We start from the raw sequence: 12,582 nt of genomic DNA on the forward strand, positions 1-12,582 counted from the left end.
AGCCTTACTAAAAACAAATTTAGTCCTTACCTTAAAATATAGTAATTGTATTAACCCTAGTAAGCCATATGTTTTAAGCATCTTTATTTAATTATATTTTTAAACATTACATAAGCTGGTAAATACGCCATTTTCGAAACTAATTCAGCAGATCTTCGTTTTAAATTTTTTGTTCCAAATAATTGATCAATGAGGTTATTCATTGCTTCACAATAACTGTATGTTATTTTCGTTAATCCACTCACCTTTATATCAGGATAGAAAGCATTTAGTCTTTTTATTAAATTCTTATTTAAATTACCTCTTACATTTAAGTGAACTCTTGCTCTTTGTACTGCATTCGTGCCTGCTCTTCTAACCAAAGTTAAATTTTCATTGAGGTATCCTAATTCGTTCTTAACACCCATTAAAATCCAAAAATATCCATCCTGCCCAAATCTCATTTTTTCTGAAAATCGTATAAAATCATTTTCTAAAATATAGGCCTTTCTAATCATAACACATGGCGTTCCAATATGAAGTTTTGTTAAACATTTTGGATATACCACTCCTTTGAAATCTTCATTCTCGATTTCGGTATACACTCTTTCTTCTTTATTGGAAACTTCATCAAAAACGGAATACTTAGTATGAGACCAATTCAAATTAGAATCCTCCATCAGCTTAACCTGTTTTTCTAATTTCTCATTCAACCAAAGGTCATCTGAGTCTAAAAAAGCCAAATACTCTCCTTTCGATTTGCTAATTCCATAATTTCTTGCATGTGCCGGTCCTTTATTTTCTGTTTTAAAGTATTCGACTTTAATATGACCACCGTACTTTTTTGTGAAGTCATTGTCATCTTCCGGCGAACCATCATTAACTATAATTATTTCATAGTCAGAAAAGGTTTGGTCCAAAACACTTTCTACTGCTTCTTCTAGCCATCCAACATTTGAATAAAATGGTATAATCACACTAACTTTCATAAAAATTTCTGTATAAATTGATCTAACTGCTCAGCATGATTCATTTTTTTATCGTTCAGGTAGGAAATAATTGTTTTTAATCCATTATCTGCCAGATTTTGTGCTAAATCGGAGTCATTTATTAATTTTTCTGTTTGATCTACAATGCTCTTACTATCCTTAGGAATCAGTTCTAAACAATTAGAATTATCTTTCATCAAGTAATTAATTGTCCCAACAAATGTTGTTATAATTGGCATATGCATCATCATTGCTTCATATAAAACCCTAGGAAACCCTTCATGATAGGTAGGTAATACAAAAATATCACTCTCTTGATATATAGTAATCAGCTTATCTTTATCAGAAATCATTCCAAAGAATGTTACGTTTTCTTCTAATTTCTTTTGTTCAACATAACTTACCAAAGCATCATGGTCTGTCCCTCCGCCTACTAATTTCAAATGAACATTGTAATTTTTTGCTTTTAAAACTTCTAACGCCTCCAATAACTCAAAAAGTCCTTTATCAAAAACCAATCTTCCTACATATAGTAATTCTATTTTTTTATTAAAATCTATCTTTCTATGAGCAATGATATCAGATTCTTCAAAACCAATCATTGGGCGGATAGTTTGAGTATGTTTATTATAACTTAATATTTTTTGAGTGAAACTTGGGGAAATTGTAAAAATCGTTTTTGCCTTTTTAAGAATAATTTGCGATAACTTAGATTCTATTCCCTGTTCACCTCTTATATAAAGACCATAAGGCTTTCGATAAAAAATACACAACAAAGCTATAATTTGGCAAATTGGACCCGGATAAAATATATAAACAAAATCATTTTTCATGATCACTTTTTGAATAACAAAAAACGATTTTAAAAAAGGCAGAAAACGACTACCTCTCCTTTTTACATCATGAATTCTAATATTGGTATCGGATAGCGAAAAATTAGCGAAAGTGTCCTTATCTGTTTTTTTTTGACTAATCTGAAATGCACTTACGTGATTACCCAATCCTGCCAATTTTACAAAGAACCCTCCAGTCTCTTTATTTAAAAACAATTTATTATTCTCTTCGTAGAAGATTGTATTGTTTACTGTTAGTATCTTTTTCATTACCTGTTTAAAGAATTTTGATATGCATCACTCATCCCTTGTCTGTATATAATCTCTCTAAAATCATATTCTTTTTTCTCTATAACGGTAGAATAAGGGTAATAACGTGAAAAATTAGTTGTTCCCTGATAATACTTATCAGTAGAAGTAGTATAATAAGTTAACTTATAATAGAAAGGGATTATTAAAACTAATGGCACCAGCATAAATGCATACGGTTTTAATTTTTTATGTTTTAGAATTAAAATTAAAGAATCTGCATAATAGACAGTCATCATTGGAACCAGATAATTTTGAAAACGTCCAAAACCAGAAATTGCAACATAAAGTATTGCCAAAAGAAAATAAATAAATAAAATATTTTCAAAAGTGTTTGTATTATTAAAGGAAATTCTATTTCTAATTTTAAGAATGAGTAAAGGACAAATAATAAAGAGAAATGCTTTATAAATCATTCCATTAATATTCATTAAGACCGAAGAATAAAATTCATATTTATCTGCAACAGAGCTTCCTAATAAAGCTAAAACCTGATTAATTGGTAATAAGGTTTGCAATATAACAAAAGAAGCGAACACGGCAACTAATGCAATTATTCCTTTTTGATTTAGTTTTTGATTTCTAAATAATGGAAATAAAAGTGTAATTAAAGCAGAGGTATGAAATCCTAAGGCAATGATTCCTAGTATATAATAAATTTTCCAATTCTTCTTATTATAATAATCATACATCAAGGTAAAAATGGCTATTGCCAAAGACTCTCTTAAGATTTCAGTATTAAAATATAAATAGGAAAAAAAAGCATATATAAGAAGACTTGTGAAAATATTCTTAGTATATTTTTTGAAAAATCTAAATAATAGAATATTTAAAATTAAAGAATGAGCTAATTGAAATACAAAGAAATTTTTTGAAATGGTTTTACAAAAAGACATTAAGAGTTTAAATAATGGTTCCCATTTGTACTCAAATAAATACTTTTTATCAATATTTGCTAATGTAGGAACGTCATTTTCAAAACTAAATTGATAGCTATAGGTATCACCTCCTACTTTCCACCTTAATCCTGACAGTAATATAAAAAACAACAGGCAAAGTAAATAGAATAATTTACGGTTTCCTTTAATGTATACATAATCAAAAAAGAAAGCCAATATAAACAACAAACCTAATAGTATATAGTAAATCATTTAAGAATGAGTTTAATTTTACAAAAATCGAAATAAATTAGAAATCCAAAATAAATTAAAACTACTACACTTATTAACAACCTAACTAAAAAGCTTAAATCATAATACATTGATACTATAATAATTATTAAACTTGGAATTAGGAAAATTAAAAATTTAAAGATACTAAAAGGAATATAATAAAGCTTGTTTGAAATATACCAAGAAAATCCAACCAAAAAAGAATTGGTTATCATCATTGATATAACAACACCTTTTATTTCTAAGTATCTAATCAATATAAATAGACTTGCAATATTAACTATGACAGAAAGAAAAAATGTTAATGATAAATATTTGGTTTTCTCCCTTATCTTTGGGCCAATGTCAATAGTTTCTTTAATAATATAAAAAGCAAAGAAAAATGATAAACCACCAATATATTTAGCTCCAGATACATATTCTCCTGTTGCCAATAATTTAATCATCTCCACAGAATATAAACTGATCAAACATACAAATAGCAATGTAACTCCAACAACTATAGGAAATACATTTGCGAAAATCACTTTATTATTTTCTTTCTTGAACTGCTCATGCATAAACGGAGTCCATGCCATAATAAAAGCAGTATTTACAAGCTGTATAGATGAAGCTAGTTTTAGAGATACAGAATATATTCCAATTGCCGCCAAAGACAAATAACCCAGCATAAAAAATCGGTTAGCTTGTGCCAGAAGCATACTTCCAATTCTTGCAGGAAACTGTGGCAAGGCATATTGTAAATTTTTCCGCGACATTATTTTAGATAGTTTAGTGACAAATTGCTTACGCACATAAAAAGTAACTAAAGAGGTGGAACAAAAAATGGCACTAACCTGTGCTATAAAAACCCCTTTTAATCCAAGCTTTAGGTAAATAACAAATACATAAACAAAAAGTAAAGTGGATGCTACTTTTGTTATAACAACAGTTAAGAACTTAATATTCTCTTTTTCAAAACGCAATAAAACAAGACCCAACATACTAATATTGGTTAGAGGAAGCTGAATGGATACTGTTTTAATTAGTATTGCATATTCAGAGCTTCCAAAAAGCTTTTGCGATAAGAAATCTGAAAGGAAAAATATAATAACTCCAATTACAATTGAAGACAACCCGATCCAATAATAGATCGTTGAAACCAGTAATTTTCTTTTTAAAGAGCTATATTCATAGTAATACCTCTGTAAAGAAGTTTCCAATTGTAGCAAACCAAAAATGCAAGCCACCTGTAGAATAGTACCTACCATATCTATAATACCATATTCCGTAGTATTAAAATATTTGGTATAAATCGGCAAAATAATAAATCCTAATAATTTTTCAATTGAGGTTGCCAATCCAAATGAAAGAAATGCTTTTAAAAAATTATTCATTAGATTCGAATCTTTTTAACCAATTTGTAAAATCGTAATAATTTACTACATCGGATTCTATTTTTTTATACGGAGATTCTATAAAAGCTACAATTTCCGAGATATTGTTTTCTCCTAAAATAAAAATATTTTGTTCATCAAAAAATAATTCGTCACGAATGGAACGATCATTTGTAATCAGTTTCTTTTCAAAAAAAATAGATTCCATAGGCCTAAGTGTTTGACCGGTTTGCCCTTCTGGCAAAATATCAATTATACACTTTGATTCTGACACCAACTCCAAATAATCTTTATAAGGAATTGTTTTAATATTATTCGGATTATTTTCTCCTTTATCAGGCACTATATGAAAGAAGCTTTTAATATTTAAATTATTTAACGTTGCATTTACTTCCTCAAGATATCTTCTTCTTCCCTTATTAATGCCTAGGAATATACAATCGTACTTAATTTGTTTTGTTGGTAAAACAATACTATTAAAGTAAAAGGTTGTATTAAACTTCATCTTATACTGTTCACAATCTTTTTCATCGAAAGACCATAGATCAGTGAGGGAATAAATTTCTTTTCTAGGAATTCCCATTCTAAATGCTGGATTCCAATACCAAAAAACAATCTTGATATTGGGATTTCTTTTCTTTATTTTTCTAATAAAAGTATAATCTTTGGTTGCAAAAATTATTATCTCATTATATAAGACAATATTTCTTATCCACTTCTCATACCAAAAAGGAGCAAATAAATCCAATTTCAGAAAAATCTTCTTCAGACTACTTACTAAAAAATCCCTTTTTCTATACAACCTAAAAACATCAATATTTTCAGATTCCATATATGGAATAAAGAAATCTAACGAATCGTAAATAATCAGTTTTTTTCCTTTTTTATCTATCATCAATTCTAATAATTTTAGCAGGAATACCTCCTACAACCGCCTTATCAGGAACATCATTTATTACAACCGCATTGGCTCCAATCATAGCATCCTTCCCTATTATTATTCCACCTAATACACAAGCTCCTGTTCCTATGAACACATTATCACCTATAACAGGCGCTCCTCTCCCATTTCTCCCTCCTAATGTAACATTTTGCATAATAGTGACATTACTACCTATTAAAGCTTTTTCGTGGAAAACGACTCCTAAACCATTATGTTTTAAAACTGTTCCTTTACCAATTGAAATATTAACTGGAATATCTGCTGAACATGTTATTCTAATAAACCATTGTACTATTTTAGGCAATAATGGAATCTTTTTATTATAAAGAAACTGCATTAGCCGTATACTCTTCATTATCAGATTAGGTTCACTCATAAAAGCTACTTTAATTTCATTAAATATTCACCATATCCACTTTTGCGTAAAGGCTCAGCAATTTTTATCAATTGTTCTTTATCGATATAACCCATACGATATGCAACTTCTTCTATTGCTCCTATTTTCAATCCCTGACGTTCTTCAATTACTTCCATAAACTGTCCAGCCTGTATCAGTGATTTTATAGTACCAGTATCTAACCAAGCAGTACCCCGATCAAAAACACCTACTTTTAGTTTACCTCTTCGGAGATATTCTGCATTGATATCAGTAATTTCCAGCTCCCCACGAGATGAGGGCTTAATATTTTTTGCAATTTCAATGACATCATTGTCATAAAAATATAGACCAGGAACAGCAAAATTCGATTTAGGATCACTTGGTTTTTCCTCTATTGATACCACTTCATTTTGTTCATTAAATTCAACTACTCCGTAACGTTCCGGATCATTTACCTGGTAGGCAAAAACAATTCCTCCATCAGGGTTAGCAGAATCTTGTAGCAAACGAGACATCCCACTTCCATAAAAAATATTATCTCCTAAAATTAAGGCTACTTTATCATCACCAATAAACTCTTCTCCTAAAATAAAAGCTTGTGCTAAACCATCTGGACTAGGCTGCTCTTTGTATGAAAACTTACAACCCATTTGTGAACCATCGCCTAGTAATTTTTCAAAATGAGGTAGGTCATGAGGTGTTGAAATAATTAATATTTCATTAATACCAGCTAACATAAGAGTCGATAATGGATAATATATCATTGGCTTATCATAAACTGGCATTAATTGTTTAGAAACTGCCAAAGTTAACGGATGTAAGCGTGTACCTGAGCCACCTGCTAAAATAATTCCTTTCACTTTATTTCGATTTAAATTATTTTAAATTCTTAATTTTAAAGTCACGAAACATCTGAGCTTCTTTATCTTTATCGGAAATAATCATTTGCTCTATAGGAATTTTCCAATCTATATTTAGCTCAATATCTAAAGGATTAATTCCATCTTCAGAGGCTTTATTGTACCCGTTATCACATTTGTAGAAAAAAATTGCATTTTCTGAAATCACAGAAAAACCATGCAAAAAGCCTCTTGGGATAAACAATTGTTTTTTATTCTCTGCCGTTAGTTCTACAGCAACAGATTCTCCATATGTTGGCGATTCAGATCTTACATCAACTACAACATCTATAACAGAGCCTTCTATAACTCGCACCAATTTTGCCTGTGAATGCTCTCCTTCTTGCATATGTAAACCACGCACAACACCATAAGACGATCTTGACTGATTATCTTGTACGAAGTTAGGTTTATATCCTAAAATTTGTTCTAATTTACCACTATTGTATGATTCAAAAAAATAACCTCTTTCATCTTCAAAAACAGTAGGTTCTAATATAAAACATCCTTTCAGTTTTGTTTCGATAGCATTCATTATTTATATTGTTTTTGATAGTAATTTTGATAATCTCCAGAAGTAACATTATTTAACCATGTTTCATTATTTAAAAACCAGTCAATTGTTTTTGATAATCCTTGTTCAAATTTAACTGAAGGCTTCCAGCCTAACTCTTTATTAATTTTTGTTGCATCGATAGCATAACGTAAATCATGCCCGGGACGGTCTTTCACAAAAGTAATTAATTGCTCAGAAGTACCTGTTTCTCGCCCAAGTTTTTCGTCCATCTGTTTACAAAGCTCCTTTACCAAATCAATATTTTTCCATTCATTAAAGCCTCCTACATTATATGACTCTCCAGTTCTACCTTCATGAAAAACCAAATCAATTGCTATTGCATGGTCAATAACAAATAACCAGTCACGGGTGTATTTACCATCACCATAGATTGGTAGGGGTCGGTTATTGATAATGTTATGAATACATAATGGAATTAATTTTTCTGGAAAATGATTAGGTCCATAATTATTTGAACAATTTGTCACTATAATGGGTAATCCATATGTATCTGCATAGGCTCTCACAAAATGGTCTGAAGATGCTTTGGATGCTGAGTATGGTGAATGCGGATCATAGCTTGTTTCTTCTGTAAAAAAGCCTTTATCTCCAAGAGCTCCAAAAACTTCATCAGTTGAAACATGGTGAAACCGCTTACCTTCAAAGTTATCTTTCCAAATATGCTTTGCTGCATTTAATAAATTCACGGTTCCTACTACATTGGTCATTACAAAGTCCAGTGGATTGGTAATTGAACGATCCACATGAGATTCTGCTGCAAGATGAATAACTCCATCTGGCTGAAATTCTTCGAAAATTTCCAAAATATGTTTAGAATCAGTTATGTCTGCCTTAATAAATTGATAATTAGGTTCCTCTTCAATATCCTTTAAATTCTCTAGATTACCTGCGTAGGTAAGATTATCAACATTGATGATTTTGATATCAGGATAATTAATAACAAACTGTCTTACAACATGGGAACCGATAAAACCAGCACCTCCTGTGATTACTATTTTCTTTGCCATAATCTATAGTCTTGAATCACACTCCTCTAAAATCCCTTTAACATCGTAAATAACACTATTTTCTTTTAAAAACTGTGTTAAATCCAAGTCTAAAAATTCCTTATGAGCAACAGTAAGAACAATAGCATCATATTTTTCTACTACTCCATCGATAGTGCTTATAGAATTTATACCATATTCATGCTCCACTTCACCTTCATTTGCCCAAGGATCATAAGTGGTAACCTCTAATGAATAATCTTCTAAAGCTTTAATAACATCAACTGCTTTGGTATTACGTACATCTGGGCAATTTTCTTTAAATGTAATTCCCAAGTTTAACACTTTACCACCATTAACCTTGATGTTTTTCTTAATCATTGTTTTGACAACTTGAGATGCTACATATTGTCCCATAGAATCATTAAGGCGTCTTCCTGCTAGGATAATCTCTGGATGATACCCTTTTTCTTGTGCTTTTTGAGCTAAATAATAAGGGTCTACTCCAATACAATGTCCTCCTACTAATCCTGGTTTAAATGGCAAAAAGTTCCATTTTGTTCCGGCTGCTTCTAAAACTGCATGAGTATCAATTTCTAATAAATTAAAAATTTTTGCTAATTCATTTACGAAAGCAATATTTATATCTCTTTGAGAGTTTTCAATAACCTTTGCTGCTTCTGCAACTTTAATTGTTGGTGCTAAATGAGTCCCTGCTGTAATAACAGATTTGTAAAGATCATTAACAACAGTTCCTATTTCAGGAGTAGAACCTGAAGTAACTTTTAAAATCTTCTCAACAGTATGCTCTTTATCTCCTGGATTAATTCGTTCTGGCGAATATCCAGCATAAAAGTCCTCATTAAATTTAAGCCCTGAAATTTTTTCTAATACAGGAATACATTCATCCTCAGTAACACCTGGATATACTGTAGATTCATAAATAACGATATCTCCTTTCGATAAAACTTTTCCAACAGTCTCTGATGATTTGTATAATGGAGTTAAATCTGGACGGTTGTGTTTATCTACTGGAGTAGGAACTGTTATAACATAAACATTTGCATCTTTAATATCATCCAAATTTGATGAACAATATAATCCATGTACAGAATCTCCAAAAGGAACTTCTTTTACTAATACAGCCTGAAGAACTTCATCTTCCAGCTCTAATGTATGATCACTTCCCTGGTTTAATTCTTCAATACGTTTTTGATTGATATCAAAACCTACCACGGGATATTTTGTAGCAAACAATCGTGCTAATGGTAGTCCTACGTAACCCAGCCCTATAATGGCAATTTTATGTGTACTCATTACTGTTCTAATATTTTATTAAATTCATATATGATTTGACTTTCTTCTTTATTTGCTATGATTCTAGCTCCATAATCATTTAAGTGCCCCTCATCATAATACATTACTATATTATTATGAAAAGGAATCTGACTAATTAAATCACTATAATCAATATCTATAATGGAAACATTTGGATACCTTTTTGATAAACTAGAAACATAATTTGGTAGTTTATTTATTTCAACCTTATAAGTGTTATTCTTAGTCTTATCCTTAATATAATCTCTATTTACTTTTATTGGATTTCTGTCAAGAACAGGAAAATCAGATAAAATGATTAGTTTTTTATCTTTTGGTAGTTTACTTACAAAATTTTCTAAAGCAGAAGGTAAAGAGGTGATTTTATCAGACCAAGAACTTGCTAAAATGATATATTTAGAATTTTTAATTTCTATATTAGTCACATCGGCCAGTTTAGTATACTGATTGTATAATTCCTCATTAGGAAAATCACTCCTATTAATTCCCTGTATATTTGGATAGGTATTATTGGTTATTGTTTTAAGAGAAAAATTTCTCTTCTTACCTATTTCGTCAAAAAAGCTTTTGTAAACCAATGCATGACTATCACCTATTAATAGGAAAGATTGCTCTTTATCTAAATGTCCACTTCCTATGACTTCAACATTTTTAAAAGAGGAGGCGTGTGAGTTCATACCAAAGCTTGGTTTTGAATATTTAATTGGAATAGCACTAAAATAATTATTAACTTTTGTAATATTTACGTAGAAAAACATTAGGAGTAAAATACTTATCAAAGTAGTAATAAAGAATTTTTTATTACTAAATTTTCTAAATTTACTTTCAATAAAGGAATAACTAAAAAGGGAAAGAAAATAGGTAATAGTTATAATTGCAATACTCTCTATCAAATTAAAATTATAGTCGGCATTATAATACCTTATAAGTGCCATTATAGACCAATGCCATAAATAAACAGAATAAGAAATTTCTCCTATGTGAACTAATACCTTGTTATTTAAAATTTTTTGGTTAACCACATTTTCATTTAAAACTAACAAAGTACCAGTTGAAAGACAGGGAACTAAAACTAGAAATCCTGGAAAATTAGAAGATTCGGATATAAAAAATCCTGAACCAATAATCAACATCAAACAAATTATGCCAATTACACTTTTATAATTACCTATTATTTTTTTTATTTCATTTTCTTTAAGTCCAAAAATCAATCCTATTAAAAATTCTGGAAATCTAGAAATAAAAGAAAAATACATCAAATTTTTATTATTCAAATAGGTACTATTAAAATATGAATACCCTAACAAACCTAATACAATTAAAACTGTTATGATAAACAGGTATCTCTTATTTCTAATTAACAACAGAAACAAAGGAAGTAGAAAATAAAATTGCATCTCGATTGACAATGTCCAAGTATGCAATAATGGATTCTCACTGCTTTTTGCTCCAAAATAGTTATCTAGGCTTGCTAAGTAATTGTTTGAATTAAACAGTAATGAATGAAATACATTATTTTTTAATCCGTTGATGTCTAAATTTAAATAAACAATCCCCCCTACTAATAAGATCGAAATCAAAAAAAATAAATAAACAGGAAGAAGTCGTTTAAATCTTCCGATATAAAATTCTATTAAATTAAATTTTCCTGATTCAATTTTGTGTAGGATTATATTAGATACTAAATATCCTGATATTACGAAAAAAACATCAACTCCTATAAATCCCCCTGTTAGTATATTAGTATTTAAATGAAATAGAAAAACCAATACAACAGCTACAGCTCTTAATCCCTGAATATCATTTCTAAATTGCATTTTAAATAATCATATCTATTTTAAGTTTTCCCAATACCATTGTACAGCTTCTTTTAATCCTTTATCAATTGTATGAGTAGGCTTGTATCCTAATAATGCTTTAGCTTTTTCTATTGACGCTAAAGAATGTGGAATATCTCCTACCCGATTTGGACCATGAATAGGTTGAACTTGACTAATTTCAATGTCAAATTCACTTAAGTATTCTTTTAAATATTTAATTAAATCATTTAGAGTAGTTCGATCACCAACTGCTGTATTATATACTGTATTGATGGCTTCAGCATCATTTGTCAGCATTGCTAATTCATTCATTTGAATGACATTATCTATATAGGTGAAATCTCGAGAATAATTTCCTTCACCATTAATTTTAGGAGCTTCATGATTCATAAGCTGTTTTACAAACAAAGGAATAACTGCTGCATAGGCACCATTTGGATCTTGACGTCGCCCAAAAACATTAAAATATCGTAATCCAATACATTGCATTCCATAAGTTTTACTAAATACATCTGCATATAACTCATTTACATATTTTGTAACAGCATAAGGAGATAATGGTTTACCAATAACTTCTTCAATTTTTGGCAAAGATTCTGAGTCTCCATATGTAGAAGATGAAGCTGCATACACAAAACGTTTAACCTTTGCATCACGTGCAGCAATTAGCATATTTAAAAAACCTGAAACATTAACATCATTGCTTGTAATAGGATCTTTAATAGAACGTGGTACAGAACCTAAAGCAGCCTGATGTAAAATATAATCCACTCCATCTACAGCCTTTTTGCAAACTTCCAAATCACGAATATCACCTTCTATTAAAGTATAATTAGGATTCTGAAAGAATGGTTCAATATTATGACGATGCCCAGTTGCAAAATTATCTAGACAAACAACCTTGTAATTTTTACTTAAAAAATACTCTGTTAAATTAGAACCGATAAAACCTGCTCCACCTGTAATTAAAACTTTATACATG

General features: G+C 29.8%; 12 protein-coding genes. All 12 read right to left on the reverse strand.

Annotation, left to right across the window (positions count from 1 at the left end; all coding sequences use genetic code 11):
- Nucleotides 1-83 precede the first annotated feature (83 nt).
- Genes JHL15_RS18275 through JHL15_RS18330 form a run of 12 tightly spaced genes read right to left on the reverse strand, consistent with a single transcriptional unit; the run spans nucleotide 84 to nucleotide 12,581 of the window.
- Nucleotides 84-968, reverse strand: a complete 885-nt coding sequence (locus JHL15_RS18275) for a glycosyltransferase family 2 protein (protein WP_200248104.1) — start codon at nucleotides 966-968, stop codon at nucleotides 84-86.
- The gene (locus JHL15_RS18280; protein WP_234047807.1) at nucleotides 965-2,071 is read right to left on the reverse strand and encodes a glycosyltransferase; all 1,107 of its coding nucleotides are present in this window, start codon (nucleotides 2,069-2,071) and stop codon (nucleotides 965-967) included. Before JHL15_RS18280 ends, JHL15_RS18275 begins: the two co-directional genes overlap by 4 nt.
- Entirely contained in the window at nucleotides 2,071-3,261 is a 1,191-nt protein-coding gene (locus JHL15_RS18285) for an EpsG family protein (RefSeq protein WP_200248106.1), read from the reverse strand. Before JHL15_RS18285 ends, JHL15_RS18280 begins: the two co-directional genes overlap by 1 nt.
- Complete coding sequence (locus JHL15_RS18290) at nucleotides 3,258-4,658, reverse strand: lipopolysaccharide biosynthesis protein (protein WP_200248107.1); 1,401 nt, start codon at nucleotides 4,656-4,658, stop codon at nucleotides 3,258-3,260. The genes JHL15_RS18285 and JHL15_RS18290 overlap by 4 nt, the downstream gene beginning before the upstream one ends.
- On the reverse strand, nucleotides 4,651-5,553 hold the full coding sequence (locus tag JHL15_RS18295; protein WP_200248109.1) for a hypothetical protein: 903 nt from the start codon (nucleotides 5,551-5,553) through the stop codon (nucleotides 4,651-4,653). The genes JHL15_RS18290 and JHL15_RS18295 overlap by 8 nt, the downstream gene beginning before the upstream one ends.
- Nucleotides 5,543-5,977 (reverse strand): serine O-acetyltransferase, encoded by a 435-nt coding sequence (locus JHL15_RS18300; protein WP_200248111.1) that lies wholly within the window; start codon nucleotides 5,975-5,977, stop codon nucleotides 5,543-5,545. The genes JHL15_RS18295 and JHL15_RS18300 overlap by 11 nt, the downstream gene beginning before the upstream one ends.
- A 5-nt stretch (nucleotides 5,978-5,982) precedes the next feature.
- Complete coding sequence (gene rfbA / locus JHL15_RS18305) at nucleotides 5,983-6,840, reverse strand: glucose-1-phosphate thymidylyltransferase RfbA (protein ID WP_200248112.1); 858 nt, start codon at nucleotides 6,838-6,840, stop codon at nucleotides 5,983-5,985.
- Nucleotides 6,841-6,856: 16 nt separating this feature from the next.
- A complete protein-coding gene (gene rfbC / locus JHL15_RS18310) occupies nucleotides 6,857-7,414 on the reverse strand; it encodes a dTDP-4-dehydrorhamnose 3,5-epimerase (protein ID WP_200248114.1) in 558 nt (185 codons plus the stop codon).
- Complete coding sequence (gene rfbB / locus JHL15_RS18315) at nucleotides 7,414-8,463, reverse strand: dTDP-glucose 4,6-dehydratase (RefSeq protein WP_200248115.1); 1,050 nt, start codon at nucleotides 8,461-8,463, stop codon at nucleotides 7,414-7,416. Before rfbB ends, rfbC begins: the two co-directional genes overlap by 1 nt.
- Nucleotides 8,464-8,466: 3 nt before the next feature.
- Nucleotides 8,467-9,759 carry a nucleotide sugar dehydrogenase gene (locus JHL15_RS18320; protein WP_200248117.1) on the reverse strand — a complete coding sequence of 431 codons (1,293 nt, stop codon included), beginning with the start codon at nucleotides 9,757-9,759 and terminating at the stop codon, nucleotides 8,467-8,469.
- On the reverse strand, nucleotides 9,759-11,597 hold the full coding sequence (locus JHL15_RS18325; RefSeq protein ID WP_200248118.1) for an acyltransferase family protein: 1,839 nt from the start codon (nucleotides 11,595-11,597) through the stop codon (nucleotides 9,759-9,761). Before JHL15_RS18325 ends, JHL15_RS18320 begins: the two co-directional genes overlap by 1 nt.
- A 15-nt stretch (nucleotides 11,598-11,612) precedes the next feature.
- Nucleotides 11,613-12,581, reverse strand: coding sequence for an SDR family oxidoreductase (locus JHL15_RS18330; protein WP_200248119.1), 969 nt, complete (start codon nucleotides 12,579-12,581; stop codon nucleotides 11,613-11,615).
- Nucleotide 12,582 lies beyond the last annotated feature (1 nt).

Source organism: Chryseobacterium paridis (genome assembly GCF_016595215.1).
Classification (GTDB): Bacteria; Bacteroidota; Bacteroidia; order Flavobacteriales; family Weeksellaceae; genus Chryseobacterium; species Chryseobacterium paridis.

Coding starts and splice junctions, on each gene's coding strand:
- JHL15_RS18275 (WP_200248104.1), bottom strand. CDS start 968: ATGAAAGTTAGTGTGATTATACCATTTTATTCAAATGTTGGATGGCTA.
- JHL15_RS18280 (WP_234047807.1), bottom strand. CDS start 2,071: ATGAAAAAGATACTAACAGTAAACAATACAATCTTCTACGAAGAGAAT.
- JHL15_RS18285 (WP_200248106.1), bottom strand. CDS start 3,261: ATGATTTACTATATACTATTAGGTTTGTTGTTTATATTGGCTTTCTTT.
- JHL15_RS18290 (WP_200248107.1), bottom strand. CDS start 4,658: ATGAATAATTTTTTAAAAGCATTTCTTTCATTTGGATTGGCAACCTCA.
- JHL15_RS18295 (WP_200248109.1), bottom strand. CDS start 5,553: ATGATAGATAAAAAAGGAAAAAAACTGATTATTTACGATTCGTTAGAT.
- JHL15_RS18300 (WP_200248111.1), bottom strand. CDS start 5,977: ATGAGTGAACCTAATCTGATAATGAAGAGTATACGGCTAATGCAGTTT.
- rfbC (WP_200248114.1), bottom strand. CDS start 7,414: ATGAATGCTATCGAAACAAAACTGAAAGGATGTTTTATATTAGAACCT.
- rfbB (WP_200248115.1), bottom strand. CDS start 8,463: ATGGCAAAGAAAATAGTAATCACAGGAGGTGCTGGTTTTATCGGTTCC.
- JHL15_RS18320 (WP_200248117.1), bottom strand. CDS start 9,759: ATGAGTACACATAAAATTGCCATTATAGGGCTGGGTTACGTAGGACTA.
- JHL15_RS18325 (WP_200248118.1), bottom strand. CDS start 11,597: ATGCAATTTAGAAATGATATTCAGGGATTAAGAGCTGTAGCTGTTGTA.
- JHL15_RS18330 (WP_200248119.1), bottom strand. CDS start 12,581: ATGTATAAAGTTTTAATTACAGGTGGAGCAGGTTTTATCGGTTCTAAT.